The sequence below is a fragment of the Anoxynatronum buryatiense genome (assembly GCF_900182905.1).
Lineage (GTDB): Bacteria > Bacillota > Clostridia > Peptostreptococcales > Tindalliaceae > Anoxynatronum > Anoxynatronum buryatiense.
Genome location: NZ_FXUF01000012.1, coordinates 12,165 through 32,344, shown reverse-complemented (window position 1 = coordinate 32,344; position 20,180 = coordinate 12,165). Strand labels below are relative to the sequence as shown.

Below are 20,180 nucleotides of genomic sequence, written 5' to 3'. Positions count from 1 at the left end.
GCGCCGGAAAAGACTCTTTCAGGATAAAGGAGCTGAACCGATGATTAAAAACTATGTTATTGATACCAATGTGATGATCCATGATCCACTGTTCCTCTATAATTTTCAGGATAACCACCTGATTCTTCCCCTGGTGACGGTGGAAGAACTGGACGGCCTTAAAAAAGCCAATGGTATGGTGGGCTATCATGCAAGGCAAGTGCTGAAAGAACTGAGCCGAGCCAGGGAATGGGGTAATTTTGTGGATGGGATTCCTCTGCCGGGAGGGGGGAAAATTCGCATTGAAATGAACCATACCGACGTGTTAAACCTGCCGGAAGGCATTGATACCAAAAAGAATGATAACCGAATTTTGGCCATCGCTAAAAATCTGGCAGATAAAGATCAGGAACGACCCACCATTTTGGTCACCAAAGACATGTGCATGACTGTAAAGGCTGATGCCATGGGGCTTAAGGTGGAGGACTACGAGACGGATAAGGTGCGCACAGAAGACCTGTATCAGGGATTCAGCGAAATCATGCTGTCTTCCTCAGATATCAACCGGGTTTATGCCGGCGGGCTTCCCATGCCTGAAGCATTTGAAGAGCCGGTATATCCCAACCATTTTTTCCACGTGAAAAGCCAGGACCAGACGGGGCATGAAATCCTGGCCAAGCTGCGCAGGGGTATGGTGGTGCCTCTGGAATACACCAACGAATACACCTGGGGAATTAAACCCATTAACCGGGAGCAAAAAATGGCCATGGAACTTCTCCATGATCCTCACATTCACTTTGCCAGCATCATGGGTGGGGCTGGCAGCGGCAAGAGTATTCTCAGCATTGCCTATGCCCTGCAGGCGGTACTTGAAAAGGGGCTTTTCAGAAAAATCATTTTTGTGCGCCCGGTGGTACCTGCCGGCAATGACATTGGGTTTTTGCCCGGAGAAGAACGTGAGAAGCTCAAACCGTGGATGCAGGCGTTTTATGACGCAGTGGATAACCTCTTTGACCTGAAACAGAAAGCAAAACCAGAAGGTGGAGGTCAGACCTACCGCAAAGGTGAAAAGCCGGACTTTTCTGTGGAGCATTTCATCAGCACCTATATGGATGCAGGCGTGCTGGAAATGAAAACCTTCAATTACATGCGGGGCCGCACTTTAGCCAATTCGCTGGTGATTGTGGATGAAGCCCAGGAAACCACACCTCACCTGGCAAAACTGATGCTTACCCGGGCAGGAGAAGGGGCAAAATTTCTCTTTTTGGGCGATCCTTCCGATAACCAGATTGACAACGTACTGGTGGATTCCAAATCCAACGGATTGGTGTACACCGTTGACCGTATGAAAGCCTTTGATATCACCGGTCACATCACCTTGCGACAGGTAGAGCGGAGCCCGTTGGCTCAGTTGGCAGAGAAAAACATGTAATCAACCACGCAGGCAGTTTGATCATTGGCGTAAAACACCCCCAGGGTTGCATCATCAGCCCTGGGGGTGTTTTGGCGCGAGAACCACCAAATTTATAGAAGACTTGGAGAAAAAATCACATTCTGACGAATAAGCCGGCAAAAGAATGGTATGATTGTACTATGGATCAAAGCAAAGAAAGAGGTGCTGGCGCTGGATACCATTTATCTTCTTAATCGATTAACATGGCTGCTCTCTCTGGTTACCAGCAGCAGCATCGTTCTTCTGGCTGCCTTTCATCCTTTCAATGATGAGGTGATACAACGTCGCAGCCGGGTTTTTATGGTGCCGCTGACACTGTTTGTGATGAATGCTCTCCACTTTACGCCCGGTCTGCGCATTGAGCAGGTACTTTGGCTGGGAGATGTGCTGGTACTCACGCTGGTGGTGCTGATCATTCCCATGAAAGAGCGGGGGAAAGTGCTGGAAGGCATGTGGGTGCCCTTTGTGTGGGTGCCTATGGGCATGGTATTATTGACCCGAATACTGTATGTGAGAGCAGCTCATCTGCTGGAGAACATCCCTGACCACCACATGGTATGGCCCCTGGTACTTTTACTGGCCATTCTTTACAGGCAGGGACGCGCCGAAGGAAGAAGGATCAGGCTGTTTTTCACAGGAAGCTGCATATTGACTGCGGCCTATGGGGTGCAGCTGTTTGGCCGGTCGCTGTACATGCCTGAAGTTTCTCTCGGTTTGAAGGTGTTCGCCTACGGGTTGTGGACTCTCTCATTTTATCTGACAGCACGGGAAGAAGTGCTGTCCAGCCGGCAGGAATTGGATCATCTGAAGCGCCATTCGGAAAAAACGGCTTTTTATGCAGCGAAAAAACGCGAGAATGAGTTGAATCGCACACATCAGACACTCATGGAAAATGCCAAAAAAGATGGATTAACGGGAGCGTTTAATCGCATCAGTATCATGGATTTCATTGATGAACGCATACGAAGCAACATTCAGAAACCCTTTGCGATTCTCATGTTTGACATTGACAAGTTCAAAACCATCAACGACAATTATGGTCATGTTACAGGTGACAATGCACTGAGGCATCTGGCAGACACCGCTGGCAATGTGATTCGGGGAGAAGACCGGCTGGGCCGTTATGGAGGTGATGAATTTATCATTCTGCTGCCGTCTTTGAACCTGCCGGAAGCCACGATGGTGGCAGAACGCATGCGGGAGCGTATCAAGGAAAATTCCAAACCTCCCTTTACCATCTCCATGGGAATCGCCGTGTATCCTCAGGATGGCACCACGGTGGTGTCTCTGATTGAACAGGCAGACAGAGGGCTTTATAAATCAAAGAGCAAAGGCGGTAACGCTGTCTCTCATGTGAGTGCTTTTTAGTATCAAGGCATCTCCTTCACTTATGTTAGTGCATTCACTTATGTTGTCTCATTCGCTTATGTTGTCTCATGCATTTTGCTACCCCATACATTTTTGTTAATGCGTACCGCTGCGTTATCCATTTGTTGATCAGATTGCATATGACCCAGCATTTTCCCATCATGACTCACTGAAAGGAATGAAGACATCAATGAAAACGTGGCAGACGATTCTTTTTGATTTGGATGGTACTCTGACAGACTCCAAACCGGGGATTACCCGGGGTGTGCAGTATGCGCTGGATCAGTTTGGTATCAGGGTGTCCAATCTTGATGATTTGGAGGCGTATATTGGGCCGCCGCTCCTCGATTCCTTTATGAGCATTCATGGCCTGAATGAAGTTCAGGCCCAGCAAGCGCTTACCCACTACCGTTCCTATTACACCACCAGGGGCATTTTTGAACACAGTGTGTATCCAGGTGTTCCTGAAATGCTGCTGCGGTTGAAAGAGGCAGGCAAAGTACTGTATGTGGCCACCTCGAAACCAACACCCTTTGCCCGGCAGATGCTGGAAAAGGATGAGCTGGACAGCTTTTTTTCAGGTATATACGGCTGTTTTCTGGATGGACGGCGAACTGCCAAGGCAGCAGTGATTGAAGCGGTTCTGACAGAACAGGAGTTGGATAAGGGAGATACCGTAATGGTGGGTGATCGGGAACATGATGTGATCGGGGCGAAAGCCCATGACCTGGCTGTCATCGGTGTTCTTTACGGATACGGCACAGAAAAGGAGTTGACCGACGCCGGCGCCACTGAGGTGGTGGCAGATGTGAGTGCCTTGATGAACCGGTTGGAGGGAAAGTAGTTCAGAGAACAGACGATATGATTAAAACAACAAGGAAAGCAGACATGAGGTGATGAAATGATGGAAACCCTGCGGGATAAGCTGGAATCTCTTTTTGAAGTAAAGCAAACCAAGTATACCGGCAAGCGGATTGCCCTGACTTTTATATTGATAGTGCTGGCGGCTTTCAGCCTGCCCATGTATTTTCGTTATGAAGCATGGGTGCATGACACCTATGCAGCCGAGTATCATGAAGTGAAGCAGTGGGTGGTGGCCTATGGACAGGATCACGGCACTTATCCCCTGTCAGGGCAGATGAAACTTGATGAAGAGAAGGATCTGGCGGCATTTTTCAGCGAAAACCACCTGAATCCGGACAGACAACTTTATTATCTTGATATGACCGCCTTCCCAAAAGCCGATAACCTGAAATATACCTACGTTTTTGATCCGGATCATCGGGCATTGTTCACCACTGAGTACATCATCTATGATATGAAACGAATGCATCTCCCGGGCCGCTGAGAGCAGCATCCGGTATTAAAAGAAACAACCGACAGTGACTGAAGAGTGGGAGGCCGTTTTCAGATGATGGAACGAAAAACTGAAGCCACATCGATATCGGTGCTGGACAGTCTGGCAAGACTGCAGCGGATGGCAACGGAGCAAGCAACCGTCAGAGACACCAATACACTGGTGTTGATTATGATGCAGCAGTTAAAAGAAATTTCTGGAACCAGAATTGCCATCTGGACAGAGTACATAAAAGAAAAAAATGCGCTGAAGGTCAGTAAGGTGGATGTGGATAACCGTCTCCTTCAAAATGTCATACGACTGGCAGGGCGGGAACTGCTGAGTGTGGAAATACCCGTGGATTTCAAGCTCATGGATACCAAAGCTGAGGGTCAGTTAATGTACTGGTCAGGCCTGACAGAAGCCACTGAAGGGAAAGTTTCACCTGAAATTTCGGCAGTGGTGAAACGCCTCACAGGTCTCGATCGCTACATTTCCATCATTCACTTGCTGGACGGGCAACTCTATGGCACTTCCACCATTGGCCTGTCAGCAGATCAACCAGACCCTCCCCGGCAAATACTGGAGTTTTACGCTTCGCTTTCATCCGTCTCTCTTCACCGAAATCAGGCGGAAGCACAGCTGATGGCAGAGAGAAAACGGCTGGCGGATATTATTGAAGCAACACGGGTGGGCACCTGGGAATGGAACGTTCAAACAAATGCCATGGCAGTCAATGACCGCTATCTGGAAATGGTCGGATATACCCGAAGAGAAATGGAACCCATTGATCTTGGCACATGGTATCGACTGATTCATCCGGAAGACAAAATCATGAGCAACCGGGAACTGGAGGCAGTGATTGCCGGTGAGCAACCCTTTTATGAGGTGGAATGCCGCCTGAGACATAAAAATGGCCACTGGATTTGGATCATGGATCAGGGGAAGGTGGTACGATGGTCAGCCGATGGCCAGCCGCTGCTCATGTCAGGCACCCACCTGGATATTACCGCCAAAAAGGAAGTTGAGCTTGAAATACGAAAAGAGAGGGATCTTTTCGCCTCAGGGCCGGTGGTGTTTTTCACATGGCAGGGTTCGCCGGGTTCGTGGCAAGTGGAAAGAGTCTCTGCCAATGTGGAAAAACTGCTGGGATATACCCCTGAAACCATAATGGCACCAGATTTTGAATATGGAATGCTTATGCACCCCGATGATTACCACCGGGTGGTACAAGAAGCCGTTGAATTTCGCAGGAAACGGGCGCACCATTATACTCAGACCTATCGGGTGCGTCACAGGGATGGCTTTTATCGATGGATCTACGATTATAATGTGCCGGAGTATCGGGAAGATAACGAAGAAATTCGCATTCAGGGTTACATTCACGACGAAACGGAACGAATGATGTCTCAGGAAAAATTACGCTTTGCCAAAGAGCAGGCAGAAACAGCAAATATGGCAAAAAGCCAGTTTCTGGCCAATATGTCACATGAAATACGCACTCCTCTCAACGGATTGATGGGCATGATGCAGCTTCTGGAAATGACAGCACTGAATCACGAGCAGCAAGAATACCTGCAATTGGCAAAGACGGCCTCTGATTCACTGCTGGTAGTTATTCAGGACATCCTTGACTATACCCGTATAGAAGCCGGAAAAATTCAATTGGAAGAAACGGTGTTTGACATACACATACTGTTGAAGGATCTGGTGAGTCTTTTTCAGGTGTCAGCCCGGGAAAAAAAGCTGCACCTGGGTTGCAATGTTTCTGAAAAAGTTCCGGTGAAAATTTCGGGAGATCCTTTTCGGTTGCGGCAGGTGCTGACAAACTTGGTGGGCAACGCCATTAAATTCACCGAAAGAGGGGAAATCCTGATTCAAGTCAGGCATCTGAGTAATATTGAAACCAGGGAAGAAGAGCTGGTTTTTCAGGTGAGCGATACCGGCATTGGGATCCCTCTTCATAAGCAACCGGAAATTTTTGACAGCTTTCAGCAGGTGGACAGTTCCACCACCCGAAAATATGGAGGCACCGGACTGGGACTGGCCATTTCGAAGGGAATTGTGGAGCAAATGGGCGGCCGCATGTGGGTGGAAAGCACTGAAGGAGCAGGAAGCACTTTTTATTTCACCTGTCCGCTGAAAAATCAAACACCATCATAATCACAATAATAACAAAGCCCGCTGGTCGCTTGACACCAGCGGGCTTTTTGCAGTTTTAGATGTTAGTGGGCTTCACCCAGATAGGCTTTTTTCACTTCTTCGTTCACCAGAAGCTCCTGCCCGGTACCTTCCAGCTTAATCATGCCTGTCTCAATCACATAGCCTTTGTCGGCAATTTTAAGAGAGACATTGGCATTCTGTTCAATGAGGAGAATGGTGACACCCTGCTGTTCATGAATTTCCCGAATGATGCTGAAGATATTTTTGACAATCAGGGGAGCCAGCCCCAGAGAAGGTTCGTCCATCATCAGCAGCCGGGGGCGAGACATTAAGGCCCTGCCAACGGCCAGCATTTGCTGTTCGCCGCCTGAAAGGGTACCGGCCAACTGCCAGTTTCGCTCTTTAAGAATGGGAAACAGCTCATAGACCCAGTCCCGGTCCCGGTTAATGTCTTTGGTATCACTGCGGCAGAAAGCACCGATGTTCAGATTTTCCAACACCGTCAGATCCGGAAAAATCTTCCGGCCCTCCGGCACCAGTGTCAGACCGTGGCGCACCATGTCTTTGGTACTTACCTTCAGCAGGTCTTTTCCCTCGTACACAATACTGCCACTCACTGGCTTCACCAGCCCCACAATAGACTTCAGCGTGGTGCTTTTGCCTGCACCGTTGGCACCAATAAGGGCCACAATCTTCCCCTGCTCCACACTGAGGTTGATGCCCTTCAGTGCCTGAATACCGCCATAGGCCACCACCAGGTTGTTAATTTCAAGCATCTTCATCCACCCCCAGGTAGGCCTGAATGACCCGTTCATTATTTTGAATTTCCACAGGTGTTCCTTCGGCGATGGTGACACCATAATCCAGTACATAAATCCGGTTGGAAATATCCATGACCACCTGCATATGGTGTTCAATGAGTAAAATAGTGAGATCAAACTCATCTCGAATCTGACGAATGAAGCGGGTTAGATCTTCAGTTTCCTTGGGGTTCATTCCTGCCGCCGGTTCGTCCAGTAGCAGCAACTGGGGATCAGTGGCCAGGGCCCTTGCAATTTCAAGCTTTCGTTGCAATCCGTAAGGAAGGCTTGAAGCCTTTTCGCGGGACAGGTCTGCAAGGCCCACTTTTTCCAGCAGAAAAAACACCTTTTCCAAAATGAGTTTTTCTTCCTTCTGGTATCCAGGGAGCCTGAACATGGCCTGATACAGGTTGGCTTTCAGATGCAGGTGCTGGGCAATGAAAATGTTATCTTCCACCGAAAGGTCTTTAAACAGACGGATATTCTGGAAGGTGCGGGCCATGCCCTGTTTGGTGATGAGATGGGGTTTCAGGCCGGTGATATCCTGATCATTGAATTGAATGTTTCCTTTGGTGGGTTTATACACCCCGGTGATCATGTTGAAGGCCGTTGTTTTGCCGGCGCCGTTGGGACCGATAACGGCGACAATTTCACCCTTGTCAATGGCAAGGCTCAGTTCGTTGACGGCGGTGAGGCCGCCAAACTGCATGGTAATGGCATTGGTTTTTAGCAGGCTCATTCAGACGGCACCTCCCTTTTGGGGAAGCGCTTCCTGAAAAAGTCGATGAGGCGCTGCCAGGATAATTCGGTGGTACCCATTAAGCCATTTTGGAAAAAGATAACCACAATCATCAGCATGGTGGAGAAGACCACCATCCGTAAGCCGGATACACCGGGCAGATTAATGGGGCCGATGCGAATGGCTTCATCCAGCACCCGTAGCGTTTCAAGACCGGAAGTCACCACAAAGGCAGATATGACAGAACCACTCATGCTGCCCATGCCGCCCAGCACCACGATGAGCACCACGTTAAAGGTGAGAACAAAACGGAACATCAGCGGGTTGACAGCTCCCTGGAGACTGGCCAGCAGACCGCCGCCAACACCGGCAAAAAAGGCGCCGATGACAAAGGCCAATACCTTGTGCTTAAACAGGTCAATGCCCATGCTTTCAGCTGCAATTTCATCTTCCCGTATGGCCTTGAAGGCTTTTCCGTAACTGCTGTTCACAATGGCGAACATCATATAAAGCGTTACCAGGGCAGCACCAAAGCTCCACCAGAGGTTGGTGGTGGTGGGAATGGACTTCAGGCCCAGGGCACCGTTGGTGATGCTTTGGGTATTGGTGATGACAATGCGGATGATTTCAGAGAATCCCAGGGTGGCAATGGCCAGGTAATCGCCCCGAAGACGCAGGGCCGGTGCTCCAATGATAAAAGCCACCACTGCCGAGAGAAAACCGCCCACCAGAATGGCCACCAGAAAAGGGGCATTGAGGTTGGCGAGAGGTGCTGCAATGGGCTCCAGAAAATAATTCTGTTCCTTCACCGCCGGCGACATGGTCAGCAGAGCGGTGGTATAGGCACCCACCGCCATAAAGCCGGCGTGGCCAAGAGAAAACAATCCGGTGAAACCGTTGATCAGGTTCATGCTCATGCCCAGAATGGCATAGATGGCACATAAATTGAGAATGCGGATGTTATAGGAACTGAAATTTGAGTTGGCGTACATCAGGAAAAGGAACAACACCAGAATGGCCGCCAAGTTCAGGATCAGATTCCGTTTTTTCTGGTTCATCTTCATGGCTACACCTTCTCTGCTGTTTTTTCGCCCATCAAACCGGTGGGTTTCACCAGTAAGATGACAATTAAAAGAACAAAGGCAAAAGCATCCCGATAGCCTGTAAGTCCGGGGAGAAAGGCGACAAGCATGATTTCGCCGATGCCCAGAATAAAGCCTCCCAGCACAGCTCCCGAAATATTGCCAATACCACCCACCACAGCCGCAATAAAGCACTTGAGGCCGGGAATCAAACCCATGGTGGGAACAATTTGAGGAAATTTCATGCCCCACATGATGCCGCCGAAGGCTGCCAATATGGAACCAATGGCAAAAGTGATGGTGATGGTACGGTCCACGTTGACACCCATGAGACGGGCGGTGTCATGGTCTTTGGAAACGGCCCGCATCCCCAGCCCGGTTTTGGTTTTATGAATGAGAAAATGAAGACCAACCAGTAAAGCCACTGTGGCCACGGGGATGTAAAGGGTGAGGGCCTGCATGGAAATATTGCCGATGCGGATCACCTGTGTGAAAAGAGGAACCGTGGGGAATGCTTTTGGACGTCCGCCAAAAATAACCACCGCCAGGTTTTGAAGAAAGAAGGAAGCGCCAATGGCGGAAACCATGATGGTAATGCGGGGAGAATGGCGCAGGGGCTTATAGGCGGCCCGTTCCACCGTCATCCCCAGCAGGGCGGTCATCAGGATGGCCACCACAAAAGTAATGTACCAGGGCAGTGCAAAGAGGGCCACCCCATAAAAAGCAAAGTATAAAGACATCATAAAAATTTCTCCGTGGGCAAAGTTGATGAGTCGAAGAATCCCGTACACCATGGTGTAACCAATGGCAATCAGAGCGTACAGACTGCCCAGAGAGATACCGTTGGTCAGGTACTGCATGAATAAATCAAAAGACATCTTGTCACCACCCGTAATGGATTGGAGTAGCTTTTTTGTCAGAGATCAAAAGAAAAGGGTTGTTCAAACAGATGCTTCCCCTCCTGACAGGAAGGGAAGCATACTGTTCAGTTGATGGGATCGGTCTTTATCGGGTGAAAGAATCACCAGATTTATTTATTGAGGTTCAACAGTGTCAAGGTAGGTGAAAACACCATCCTGGACAGTTTTGATAACAGCATTTTTCTCGGCGTCACCATCGGCATTCAGGGTAATGATGCCGGCAGCTCCCGGGAATCCGGAAGTGGCAGCGATGGCATCCCGCAGTGCAACGCCGTCGGTGGTTCCGGCTCGTTCAATGGCATCGAGAATCAGAATGTAGGCATCGTAGCCCAGCGCGGTAACCGCTGCAGGTTCCCGGTTGTACTTGGCACGGTAAGCCTGCAGGAAGACATCGGTTTCTGCTGTGAGTGGTGCGTCGGCATCAAAGAAGGTGGAGAACACGACACCCTCAACGGCGTCCTGGCCGATATCAATGAACTCAGGTGTTTCCCAGGTGTCTCCGCCAATGAAGGGGATTTCAATACCCAGGGTTTTTGCCTGGCTGATGACCAGCGCAGATTCAGTGAAGTTACCCGGTGCAAAGATGACATCGGGATTCTTGGAGCTGACGTTCAGTAACTGAGAGGAGAAATCCTGGTCACCGGTTTGGTAATCGGAAATTTCAACAATGGCATCAGCGTCGCCTGTGAGTTCTTTGAAGGCTGCTTCAAAGAAGCTGGCAAGACCAACGGCATAGTCGTTGGAGACTTCGCGGATGATGGCTGCTTTACGGGCGCCCAGGTTGTTGTAGGCATAGTTGGCCATAACCGTACCCTGGAATGGATCAATAAAGCAGACGCGGAAATAATAGTCATTGCCCTGTGTCACCAGCGGATTAGTTGCAGATGCGGCCACAGCAGGCACCTGAGCACCTTCGAAGATAGGACCTGCAGCCATGGAATAACCGCTGCCCCAGCTGCCAATGACGGCAACCACATTCTCCCGTTCGATGAGGCGGGAAGCGGCGTTGGCAGCTTCAACCACATCAGAACGGTTGTCTACAACCACAAACTCAACGGGTCTTCCCAAAACTGTGGGATACAGCTCGTTTGCCAGTTCCACCCCTTCAACCTCCAGGGCTCCACCGGCAGCGTTGGCTCCCGTCATGGGTTCAAAAACACCAATTCGGATGACATCACCGTCTGCTGCAGGGGTCTCGCCACTTTCTGTTTCTGCGGGCGCTGCGGGTGCAGGAGCAGCAGGCTGGGAACCGCCACAGCCACTCAACACCAGTGATAAACTCAGTAGCAGCATCATGATCAGCAATAAACTTTTTTTCACACCTCTTCCTCCTTTGTTTTCGTGGTATGCACAAATGTCTCCCATCGGTTGCCCCTTCATTATACCCCATTCAGATATGTTTGACAAAATATTTTTACGTTGAGAATAGGCAGACAGACTCTGCCGACTGAATGGAAAGTAACCGGCTCGGTGAGTGGCCTTTGGGTCACCGGCATTGTGGATGGTTGAATAATGGGATATAATGAGATTGTGGCCGGCAGAGGAGAAAATGACCGGACTCGGCGTATGATAAGGCATAAAAAGTATTGAAGCGTCACAAACTGAGAGACGCAGCTAAGGGAATAGAACAGGAGAGAATGGTATGAAACGCGTAAAAACCAGTTTTGCAGCTGAAAAGGACCGGTTGGCTCAGCCTGTGTACGACGCCACGGGACAGTTGATGTATGATAAAGGTACTTTCATGACGGTTTTTGTGCGCGCACGGATAATGATGGAAGGCCATGAAATCGTTGATGTGTATGAAGACGATATAGAATACCAGATAGATGCAGTGATTCGACCTGACTTCCAGCAGAAAACGATACAACAACTCCGGCACTTATCCAGCATCTCGGAAATGAATGATTCCGGCCCGGAAGAAATTGGTCTGAATATTATTCGAGCCATGATGGGATCAGTGGTGGAAGACTTTTTCAATGAAAAGGCCATCATGAAAAAAGTACTGGAGATGAGAAAAGTTCAGGAATATCTCTACCAGCACTCGGTGGGCACAATGATTGTCTCCCTGCTGCTGGGCACAAGCCTTGGGTTGAAACGGGAAGAACTGCGAAAACTGGGATTGGCAGCGATGCTCCATGATGTGGGTATGTTGCTTGTCCCTGCTCATATACTGGCGAAGGAAAAACTGGATCCCAAAGAGTATCAGATGATTCAGAACCATTGCCGCCTGGGTTACCGCTTTCTGAAAGAAAACACCCAGCTGGAAGAAACGATTTTACTGCCGGTGCTGCAGCATCAGGAGCGGTGGGACGGAACCGGTTACCCGGAGGGTCTATCCGGTGAAGAAATTTCTCTTTTCGGGCAGATTATCGGGCTGGCAGATGTATTTAATTCCATGATCAGCGACCGGGTCTACCGAAAAGCCCACCCGGTGTCTGAGGTGTTTGAATATATCATGGGCGACGGCGGGTTACAGTTTAATCCCCGCCTGGTGAAAGAATTCATTAAAAACATCAATCCCTATCCCCTGAATTCACTTGTGGAAATGAACGACGGCAGCCTGGGGGTCGTGGAAAAAACCAACAGTCCTTTTCACACACGGCCTGTGGTGAAAATGGTGAAAGGACCGCTGAAGGGTCGCGAAGTGGATCTTTTGAAACAGAGAAATCTGGTGATCCTGCGCAGTGTTTCGAATCCACAAGGATCATCTTAACTCCCCTGATTCTTTCGCCGGAGAAGATCAATCAAAAAACCAAAAGAGGTGACCACATTGACAAAACCAAGCATGATTCGTAACGCTGCCCTGGCAGCAGAAGGCCATCAAAAGATCGAGTGGGTAATTAGGCACATGCCCCTGTTAAGACAAATGGAGGCAGATTTTATAAAAACCCGCCCCCTGGAAGGCATACGCCTCACCATGTCCATTCATTTGGAAGCCAAAACGGCATACCTGGCCAAGGTGCTGGCTTCTGCAGGAGCACAGGTGGCAGTGACCGGCAGCAACCCCCTTTCCACCCAGGATGCCATTGCAGCAGCATTGGCAGATGACGGTCTTGCCGTCTATGCCTGGCATCAAGCCACTCCGAAAGAGTACACAGAGCACCTTCTGGCAGCTCTTGACATTGGACCACAACTTATCATTGATGATGGCGGCGACCTGGTGCATCTCTTACATCAGGAACGGCGTGACCTGTTGAAAAACCTCTATGGCGGCGCAGAAGAAACCACCACAGGCGTGCTGCGGCTGCGGGCCCGTGCCGCTCAAAACAAGCTGGAATTTCCCATGATGGCAGTGAATGATGCGTTCTGCAAACACTTATTCGATAACCGGTATGGTACCGGCCAGTCGGTCTGGGATGCCATCAACCGTACCACCAATCTGATTGTAGCTGGAAAAACCGTCGTGGTGGCCGGCTATGGCTGGTGCGGCAGAGGCGTCGCCCTGCGGTCTCAGGGATTGGGAGCACAGGTGGTGGTGTGTGAGGTGGATCCGGTGAAAGCACTTGAAGCTGCCATGGATGGCTACCAGGTGATGACCATGGATGAAGCGGCATCATTGGGTGATGTGTTTATTACAGTAACAGGGTGCCGTCAGGTGATTCGCGGCCGTCACTGTGCCAGCATGAAAGACGGTGCGCTGCTGGCCAACGCCGGTCACTTTGATGTGGAGATTGATATTCCTGAACTTCAGGCACTGGCAGTGGAAGAAAAAGAGGTGCGGGCCAACATCAGAGGCTACCGACTCTCTGACGGACGCTGGATTAACCTGCTGGCAGAGGGCCGTCTGGTGAATTTGGGAGCCGGTGATGGTCATCCTGCGGAAATCATGGATATGAGTTTTGCCATTCAGGTACTGGCAGTGCTGCATATGCTGCAGAACCGGGAAACCCTCAAGCCTGGGGTACATGCCATTCCCCGTGAAATCGACGATCGGGTGGCGAATATGAAACTGGCCGCCATGGGGCTTTCCATCGACACCCTCACCCCTGAGCAGCAGGCATATCTTTCGGGTTGGGAATCCCATGAGTAGTTGACCTTCATGATCAGCTGAATCAGATTTGCTTTTTTTTACGGCCTGTCTGTACATTTCAGACAGGCCGTGTTAGAATGAAAGCCGAAAGCTGATGGAATCGTTGTAAAAAGAGTTTGCAGCGGTCTTTTCATGAGTGTTCGGGCAATGCAGCAGCTACAAGAATGAAAATCAGTGGTGATCAAAATGCCAGCGAAAAAAACCGGGCAACCAAAAGAAGCCCCGGCATCAAAAACGAAAACCGTCTCCAAATCCCTGGCCATCACCATGATCGCCGGGTTTACTTTCATGCTGCTTTTTGTTTATGGAACAGCCGGATTCTTACTTTTTCAATACTTTCGTGAGAATCCTGCATCAGCACCATCTGTTGCGGAAAGCCCTGGTCAAGGTACTGAAAGCTCCTTTGACAGCATGATTTCTTTGGATGAAAGTGAAGGCGAGGATGTGCCGCCGCCGGTGGAATCAGAAGAGGTACCACTGCTGGCGCAACCCCCCATGCAAATGACTGCTGCATACCTTCGGCTGGAAGAACCCCTTGAAAAATCCATGGAACAGATCGCCGCACTGAAAAAAAGTGTGGTACTGCTGGAAGCAGGGGAAAGCCAGGGCTCTGGTGTGGTCATCAGTGGCCAGGGGCATGTGATCACCAATTTCCACGTAATCGAAGACTCTCCCTACCTGGTCAAGGCAACGCTTGATGCCGATACGGGCGTGGCAGGTCAGTGGGAACTTATGCTGCTGGGATACGACAGGAGCAAAGACCTGGCGCTTCTTCAGTTCAAAAGAAGCCGGGATCTCAGCTTGCAGCCCATTCCCCTGGGAAGCATCGACACAGTGTCGGCGGGCCAGCGCATTGTCACCATCGGCAGCCCCCGGGGTCTCATGAATACCATCTCAGACGGAATCGTTTCAGGCATCAGACAGTTTGACAGCACCACCTACCTTCAAATTTCAGCCCCCATTTCACCGGGCAATTCCGGTGGAGCCCTGCTGAACATGAAGGGCGAACTGTTGGGCCTCACCACCTTCAAGGTGACGGAATCAGAAAATCTGAATTTCGCCATTTCTGCTGATGAAGTGAAAGCACTCATTGATGCCAACCCTCACTGGGTGAACCCATAAATCTCAACCACACCTGCATTTGAGTTGTCTTAAATGTGCGGGCGATAAATATTTCAAAAAAAGCTTGCATAATCTTTTTCATTTGGTTATAATGATTCACAATCCAACAGCAACGTGCGTTGAACGGGAGAGTAAATCCAGTATCCAACTCTCAGCGAGCCGGGGAAGGTGTGAGCCCGGCAGGCGGAACGGATTGAAGAACACCCGGGAGCATCCGACCGAACCGGCAATGGAGAAACCAGCGCCCAGTAGACTCGGACGGCCGTCCCCCGTTACAGGGAACAGGTATCGAAAAGCGTGGCTTTTCCGTACCAATATGAGTGAATTTGGTTTTGAAAGCCAAATTAATCAGGGTGGCACCGCGGAAAAGATAACCCGTCCCTTGCAACAGTCTCAGACTGTGCAATGGACGGGTTTTTTGCATGGGTACCGCTGCTTAACAGGGGTAATGATGTTGATAACGGAAGGAGTTTTGATCATGGAAAGAATCTATGTGAAATCACTGCAGGAGCAATTAGGTCAGGAAGTGTTGTTAAAGGGATGGGTTCATCGCATTCACGATTTGGGGCGCATCACCTTTGTGATGCTGCGGGATAAAACCGGTCTGGTACAGCTGGTGCTGGAGGAAAGCCAGAAGGAAGGCCTGCGTCTGGAAGCAGCAGTGGAAGTAAAGGGCATCTGTCAGGCCAATGATAAAGCTCCTCTGGGGTTGGAAGTGGCCGTGGCTGCCATCGCCATTGTGGGCAAACCGGATTATGAGGTGCTGCCCATCGCCGTCAACCGGGAAGAGCAGGTACACCTGGAAACCAAACTGGATCACCGCACCATCAGCCTGCGCCAGCCCAAAACCCGGGCCCCCTTTGTGGTGCAGCAGGCCATTGTGGAAGCGTTCCGTCAGTACCTTACCGCCAACCATTTTTCAGAGATTCATACACCTAAGATCCTTTCAGCAGGTACCGAAGGCGGTTCAGAAATGTTCACTGTCAAGTATTTTGATACCCGGGCTTTTCTGGCCCAAAGCCCCCAGTTTTACAAGCAGATGATGGTGGGTGCCGGTTTCGAACGGGTCTTTGAAATTGGACACGCCTACCGGGCCGAGCTGCATAACACCTGGCGCCATCTGAATGAATATGTCAGCCTTGACGTGGAGATGGGTTTTATCGAAAGCGAAGAAGATATCATGGCCCTGGAGGAAGGCTTCATGCGGTTCCTCATGCCCTACCTGCAGGAACACTGTCAGGCAGAGCTGGAACTGCTGGGCGTCACCCTGCCTGCAGTGGGCACCATCCCCCGGCTGCCCCTGGCAGAAGCTCAGGAAATACTTCAGGAAAAATATGGCAAGGCTTCCCCTCCGGGAAACCTGGATGCAGAGGGTGAAAAGCTGCTGTCAGCCTACATTCAGGAAACCTATGACACTGACTTTGTCTTCATCACCCGGTACCCCACTGCCAAGCGGCCTGTGTACACCATGCCCTTTGAAGATGATCCCACAGTCACCCGCAGTTTTGACCTGCTGCTGAACGGTCTGGAAATCACCACCGGCGGCCAGCGGATTCACGACTACCAGCACTTGGTCAGCAACATGAAAGCCTTTGACCTGAACCCGGAAGATTTTGCTTTCTACACCGAGAGCTTTCGGTACGGCATGCCTCCCCACGGCGGCCTGGCCATCGGTCTTGAGAGGCTTACCATGAAACTTTGCGGTCTGACCAACATTCGAGAAGCCACGTTGCTGCCCCGGGATATGAAACGCTTGACACCTTAAAGCGTTGATGCGTGATAACCGGATGTGTACAAACCTGACACTGACAAACTGAACACTCCCATAAAGGAGGATGTGACCATGCGTATTAAGCCTGAAGAAGTGACCAAGGTGGCCCAGTTGGCCCGCCTGTCTCTCACAGAAGCAGAAACCCTGCAAATGACCCGGGAATTTGACGATATACTGGCCCATTTTGCCGTTATTGATGGCTACGACCTTTCGGAGGTCACTGCTTTTGACCCCAGCCAGGCGGCCCCGGTGCCCCTGAGGGAAGACCAGTCACGGTTATTTGAAGAACAGGAAAAGCTTCATCAAAACGTGAAACAGCGGAAAGACGGTCTCATCGTCGTTCCCAAAATACTGGATTAGGAGGCGGCAGCATGAACACCACCACAAGTACCATGCAGGAACAGCATCACCAGTTCATCACCCGGCAGGCATCTGCCCGAGAACTGACCACTGCTGCCCTGGAGCGCATTGCAGTAACAGAACCGAAGGTCAAAGCCTATCTGACAGTGTGTGACGCCGCTGCCCTGGAACAGGCAGACCGGCTGGACAGGCAGCTTGCCGCCGGGGAGCCCCTGGGGCCGCTGGCCGGTGTGCCCGTGGCACTGAAGGACAATATGTGCACCGATGGCATTCTCACCACCTGTGCCTCCAAAATGCTGGCAGACTTTGTGCCCCCATACGATGCCACCGTCACCACCCAGCTGCAGGCCGCTGGTGCGGTGATTGTGGGAAAAACCAATCTTGACGAGTTTGCCATGGGTTCCACCACAGAAAACTCAGCATATCAGGTGACAGCCAACCCATGGGACCTCACCCGGGTACCCGGTGGCTCCTCCGGCGGCTCAGCCGCCGCCGTGGCCGCCGGCACCGTTTCCCTGGCATTGGGTTCAGACACCGGCGGTTCCATTCGCCAGCCGGCAGCTTTTTGTGGCGTGGTGGGGCTGAAACCCACCTACGGGTTGGTTTCCCGCTACGGCCTGATTGCCTTCGCCTCATCTCTTGATCAGATTGGCCCCATGACAAAAAACGTGAAAGACTGCGCCCTGGCGCTGGACGTGCTGGCGGGCCATGACCGCCGGGATGCCTCCAGCCTTCAATATGCGCCAACGGCTTCATACACTGCCGGTCTTGAAGCGCCTCTCACAGGTATGAAAGCCGCTTTTCCAAAAGAATACCGCCAGGAGGGCATCGACCCTGAGATTCGCCGGGTGATGGAAGAAACAGCAGCCACCCTGGAATCACTGGGAATGGTCATCGAAGAAGTATCTTTACCCTACTCCGATGCCGGGCTTTCTGCCTATTACCTGATTTCCTCCGCCGAAGCCAGCTCCAATCTGGCCCGATTCGATGGCATTCGATACGGTTACCGTCCTGAAACCTTTGAAAATCTGGAAGAACTGATGCTGAAAACCCGTTCAGAAGCCTTCGGCAGCGAAGTCAAGCGGCGCATCATGCTGGGCACCTATGCCCTCAGCTCCGGCTACTACGATGCCTACTACCACCGGGCACAGCTTCTGCGCAACCAGATTCGGGAACAGTTCACCGGTATTTTCAGCACCTACGACCTGGTGCTGGGGCCAGTGACGCCCGCCCTGCCCTATGTGCAGGGAGAAAAAACCGACAATCCCCTGGAAATGTATCTGGGTGACATTTTCACCGTCGATGTGAACCTGGCGGGCCTGCCGGCACTCTCCCTTCCTGGTGGATTTTCCAAATCCGGGTTGCCGGTGGGCGTTCAGTTCATCGGCGGCCATCTGCAGGAATCAAAACTGCTGCATGTGGCCTACCAGCTGGAACAAACCCTGGGTCTTGATCTCACAAGCCCGGTAGCCAAGGAGGTGCTGAAATGAAGTGGGAAACCGTCATCGGACTGGAAATTCACGCAGAGCTTGATACCAAAACCAAAATTTTCTGCGACTGCCCCACCGCCTTTGGAGCCGCTCCCAACCAGCACACCTGCCCGGTGTGCATGGGACTTCCCGGCACCCTGCCGGTGCTGAACCAGGCGGTGGTGGACATGGCTGTCAAAGCTGGGCTGGCCCTGGGCTGCGAAGTGCAAACCGTCAGCAAAATGGACCGAAAAAATTACTTTTATCCCGATCTGCCCAAAGCCTACCAAATCTCCCAGTACGACCTGCCCATCTGCACCGGTGGTTCTGTGGAGATCGAAGTGAATGGCGAAAAGAAAACCATTCGCATCCACCGCATCCATATCGAAGAAGATGCAGGCAAACTTATCCATGATGAATACGAGCCACTTTCCTATATCGATTACAACCGGGTGGGAGTGCCCCTCATTGAAATCGTCTCAGAGGCAGATATGCGTTCGCCGGAAGAAGCTGTGGCCTATCTTCGGGCCGTGCGGGCCGTGCTTCAGTACGCCGGCGTTTCCGACTGCCGCATGGAGCAAGGGTCTCTGCGTTGTGACGGAAACATCTCCCTGCGTCCTTATGGACAGGAAGCCCTCAACGAAAAAGTGGAGCTGAAAAACATCAACTCCTTCAAAGAATTGCAAAAAGCCCTTGAAAAGGAAGAAAAACGGCAAATGGAACTGTACAGCTTTGGCGAAGGTCATAAAGTGGTGCAGGAAACCCGCCGCTGGGACGCCGCCAAGGGCCGCACCATCTCCATGCGTACCAAAGAAGACGCCCATGACTATCGGTATTTTCCCGAACCGGATCTGAAGCCCATTCTGATTCCAGAAGCCGCCATTGAAGCGGCCAGAAGCACCCTGCCGGAGCTGCCGGCGGCCAAAGCCGCCCGTTTCAGTGAGGCCTACGGACTCACGCCAAAGGAAATCGCCATTCTCACCGGCGAAAAAGCACTCAGCCGTTTCTTTGAGGAAACTGTGGCAGCTGGTGCCGGTGCCAAGGCGGCCGCCAACTGGATTCTGGGGGATCTTCTACGATGCCTGAAAGAAACCGACATCGAAGCCGAAGACCAGCCCCTGCAGGCTGTTCAACTGGCAAAACTCATTGAACTTGTGGAAGCAGGCACCATCAGCGGCACCGTGGGAAAAGAGGTTTTTCAGGAAATGTATGACACCGGCAAAGATCCAGAAGCCATTGTGGAAGAAAAAGGCCTGAAGCAAATCAGCGGCTCCGGCGAACTGGCAGCCATCATTAGCCAGGTGCTGGCAGCCAATCCCGCCTCGGTGGAGGACTACCACAGCGGCAAGAAACAGGCCCTGGGCTTTCTAATGGGCCAGGTGATGAAGGCCACCGGCGGCCAGGCCAACCCCAAGATGGCGAAAGAGATGCTGGAAAAGGCACTGCAGGCATAGAAAGACGCGTTGGTTTACCAAATTTTAAAAGCAGCTCTGACCAGATCCCTTGGCTTCGAGATGTTGTCAGCAGACTGAGACTCCACAGATTCTGTGGGGTCTTTTTGCGTGTGCAGAAAAAAGAACAAACAAAA

General features: G+C 51.2%; 17 protein-coding genes and 1 other annotated feature. Of the genes, 12 read left to right on the top strand and 5 right to left on the bottom strand.

Annotated elements, in window-relative coordinates; all coding sequences use genetic code 11:
- The first annotated feature begins 40 nt into the window (after positions 1-40).
- The 5 genes from QOL74_RS13775 (at position 41) to QOL74_RS13755 (ending at position 6,299) form a co-directional block, all read left to right on the top strand.
- Positions 41-1,411, top strand: a complete 1,371-nt coding sequence (locus tag QOL74_RS13775; protein WP_283410076.1) for a PhoH family protein — start codon at positions 41-43, stop codon at positions 1,409-1,411.
- 150 nt (positions 1,412-1,561) lie between these two features.
- Complete coding sequence (locus QOL74_RS13770; RefSeq protein WP_283410075.1) at positions 1,562-2,800, top strand: GGDEF domain-containing protein; 1,239 nt, start codon at positions 1,562-1,564, stop codon at positions 2,798-2,800.
- A 190-nt stretch (positions 2,801-2,990) separates the two neighbouring features.
- The gene (locus QOL74_RS13765) at positions 2,991-3,644 is read left to right on the top strand and encodes an HAD family hydrolase (protein ID WP_283410074.1); all 654 of its coding nucleotides are present in this window, start codon (positions 2,991-2,993) and stop codon (positions 3,642-3,644) included.
- Positions 3,645-3,701: 57 nt separating this feature from the next.
- The gene (locus QOL74_RS13760; RefSeq protein WP_283410073.1) at positions 3,702-4,148 is read left to right on the top strand and encodes a hypothetical protein; all 447 of its coding nucleotides are present in this window, start codon (positions 3,702-3,704) and stop codon (positions 4,146-4,148) included.
- A gap of 63 nt (positions 4,149-4,211) precedes the next feature.
- Positions 4,212-6,299, top strand: a complete 2,088-nt coding sequence (locus QOL74_RS13755) for a PAS domain-containing sensor histidine kinase (protein WP_283410072.1) — start codon at positions 4,212-4,214, stop codon at positions 6,297-6,299.
- A 62-nt stretch (positions 6,300-6,361) separates the two neighbouring features.
- Here QOL74_RS13755 and QOL74_RS13750 read toward each other — a convergent pair whose 3' ends face one another.
- The 5 genes from QOL74_RS13750 to QOL74_RS13730 form a co-directional block, all read right to left on the bottom strand.
- Positions 6,362-7,075 (bottom strand): ABC transporter ATP-binding protein, encoded by a 714-nt coding sequence (locus QOL74_RS13750; RefSeq protein WP_283410071.1) that lies wholly within the window; start codon positions 7,073-7,075, stop codon positions 6,362-6,364.
- Positions 7,068-7,838 (bottom strand): ABC transporter ATP-binding protein, encoded by a 771-nt coding sequence (locus tag QOL74_RS13745; RefSeq protein ID WP_283410070.1) that lies wholly within the window; start codon positions 7,836-7,838, stop codon positions 7,068-7,070. The genes QOL74_RS13750 and QOL74_RS13745 overlap by 8 nt, the downstream gene beginning before the upstream one ends.
- On the bottom strand, positions 7,835-8,896 hold the full coding sequence (locus QOL74_RS13740) for a branched-chain amino acid ABC transporter permease (RefSeq protein WP_283410153.1): 1,062 nt from the start codon (positions 8,894-8,896) through the stop codon (positions 7,835-7,837). Before QOL74_RS13740 ends, QOL74_RS13745 begins: the two co-directional genes overlap by 4 nt.
- A gap of 8 nt (positions 8,897-8,904) precedes the next feature.
- Complete coding sequence (locus tag QOL74_RS13735) at positions 8,905-9,798, bottom strand: branched-chain amino acid ABC transporter permease (RefSeq protein ID WP_283410069.1); 894 nt, start codon at positions 9,796-9,798, stop codon at positions 8,905-8,907.
- 156 nt (positions 9,799-9,954) lie between these two features.
- Positions 9,955-11,160: an ABC transporter substrate-binding protein gene (locus QOL74_RS13730; protein ID WP_283410068.1), complete on the bottom strand. Its 1,206-nt coding sequence runs from the start codon at positions 11,158-11,160 to the stop codon at positions 9,955-9,957.
- A 322-nt stretch (positions 11,161-11,482) separates the two neighbouring features.
- On the opposite strand from QOL74_RS13730, the gene QOL74_RS13725 reads away from it, so the two are divergent.
- The 7 genes from QOL74_RS13725 (at position 11,483) to gatB (ending at position 20,046) form a co-directional block, all read left to right on the top strand.
- Positions 11,483-12,553, top strand: a complete 1,071-nt coding sequence (locus tag QOL74_RS13725) for an HD-GYP domain-containing protein (RefSeq protein ID WP_283410067.1) — start codon at positions 11,483-11,485, stop codon at positions 12,551-12,553.
- A 72-nt stretch (positions 12,554-12,625) separates the two neighbouring features.
- Complete coding sequence (locus tag QOL74_RS13720; protein WP_283410152.1) at positions 12,626-13,870, top strand: adenosylhomocysteinase; 1,245 nt, start codon at positions 12,626-12,628, stop codon at positions 13,868-13,870.
- Between the two features lie 186 nt (positions 13,871-14,056).
- Positions 14,057-14,992 (top strand): S1C family serine protease, encoded by a 936-nt coding sequence (locus QOL74_RS13715; RefSeq protein ID WP_283410066.1) that lies wholly within the window; start codon positions 14,057-14,059, stop codon positions 14,990-14,992.
- 110 nt (positions 14,993-15,102) lie between these two features.
- Positions 15,103-15,378 (top strand) — a binding site (T-box leader).
- A gap of 92 nt (positions 15,379-15,470) precedes the next feature.
- Positions 15,471-16,757 carry an aspartate--tRNA(Asn) ligase gene (gene aspS / locus QOL74_RS13710; RefSeq protein WP_283410065.1) on the top strand — a complete coding sequence of 429 codons (1,287 nt, stop codon included), beginning with the start codon at positions 15,471-15,473 and terminating at the stop codon, positions 16,755-16,757.
- A gap of 78 nt (positions 16,758-16,835) precedes the next feature.
- Positions 16,836-17,123 (top strand): Asp-tRNA(Asn)/Glu-tRNA(Gln) amidotransferase subunit GatC, encoded by a 288-nt coding sequence (gatC, locus tag QOL74_RS13705; protein ID WP_283410064.1) that lies wholly within the window; start codon positions 16,836-16,838, stop codon positions 17,121-17,123.
- A gap of 11 nt (positions 17,124-17,134) precedes the next feature.
- The gene (gene gatA / locus QOL74_RS13700; protein WP_283410063.1) at positions 17,135-18,613 is read left to right on the top strand and encodes an Asp-tRNA(Asn)/Glu-tRNA(Gln) amidotransferase subunit GatA; all 1,479 of its coding nucleotides are present in this window, start codon (positions 17,135-17,137) and stop codon (positions 18,611-18,613) included.
- Positions 18,610-20,046 (top strand): Asp-tRNA(Asn)/Glu-tRNA(Gln) amidotransferase subunit GatB, encoded by a 1,437-nt coding sequence (gatB, locus tag QOL74_RS13695; protein ID WP_283410062.1) that lies wholly within the window; start codon positions 18,610-18,612, stop codon positions 20,044-20,046. Before gatA ends, gatB begins: the two co-directional genes overlap by 4 nt.
- Positions 20,047-20,180 lie beyond the last annotated feature (134 nt).

Excerpts from the sequence above, each read along its gene's own strand:
- QOL74_RS13775 (WP_283410076.1), top strand. The coding sequence starts at position 41 with ATGATTAAAAACTATGTTATTGATACCAATGTGATGATCCATGATCCA.
- QOL74_RS13770 (WP_283410075.1), top strand. The coding sequence starts at position 1,562 with ATGATTGTACTATGGATCAAAGCAAAGAAAGAGGTGCTGGCGCTGGAT.
- QOL74_RS13765 (WP_283410074.1), top strand. The coding sequence starts at position 2,991 with ATGAAAACGTGGCAGACGATTCTTTTTGATTTGGATGGTACTCTGACA.
- QOL74_RS13760 (WP_283410073.1), top strand. The coding sequence starts at position 3,702 with ATGATGGAAACCCTGCGGGATAAGCTGGAATCTCTTTTTGAAGTAAAG.
- QOL74_RS13755 (WP_283410072.1), top strand. The coding sequence starts at position 4,212 with ATGATGGAACGAAAAACTGAAGCCACATCGATATCGGTGCTGGACAGT.
- QOL74_RS13750 (WP_283410071.1), bottom strand. The coding sequence starts at position 7,075 with ATGCTTGAAATTAACAACCTGGTGGTGGCCTATGGCGGTATTCAGGCA.
- QOL74_RS13745 (WP_283410070.1), bottom strand. The coding sequence starts at position 7,838 with ATGAGCCTGCTAAAAACCAATGCCATTACCATGCAGTTTGGCGGCCTC.
- QOL74_RS13740 (WP_283410153.1), bottom strand. The coding sequence starts at position 8,896 with ATGAACCAGAAAAAACGGAATCTGATCCTGAACTTGGCGGCCATTCTG.
- QOL74_RS13735 (WP_283410069.1), bottom strand. The coding sequence starts at position 9,798 with ATGTCTTTTGATTTATTCATGCAGTACCTGACCAACGGTATCTCTCTG.
- QOL74_RS13725 (WP_283410067.1), top strand. The coding sequence starts at position 11,483 with ATGAAACGCGTAAAAACCAGTTTTGCAGCTGAAAAGGACCGGTTGGCT.
- QOL74_RS13720 (WP_283410152.1), top strand. The coding sequence starts at position 12,626 with ATGATTCGTAACGCTGCCCTGGCAGCAGAAGGCCATCAAAAGATCGAG.
- QOL74_RS13715 (WP_283410066.1), top strand. The coding sequence starts at position 14,057 with ATGCCAGCGAAAAAAACCGGGCAACCAAAAGAAGCCCCGGCATCAAAA.
- aspS (WP_283410065.1), top strand. The coding sequence starts at position 15,471 with ATGGAAAGAATCTATGTGAAATCACTGCAGGAGCAATTAGGTCAGGAA.
- gatC (WP_283410064.1), top strand. The coding sequence starts at position 16,836 with ATGCGTATTAAGCCTGAAGAAGTGACCAAGGTGGCCCAGTTGGCCCGC.
- gatA (WP_283410063.1), top strand. The coding sequence starts at position 17,135 with ATGAACACCACCACAAGTACCATGCAGGAACAGCATCACCAGTTCATC.
- gatB (WP_283410062.1), top strand. The coding sequence starts at position 18,610 with ATGAAGTGGGAAACCGTCATCGGACTGGAAATTCACGCAGAGCTTGAT.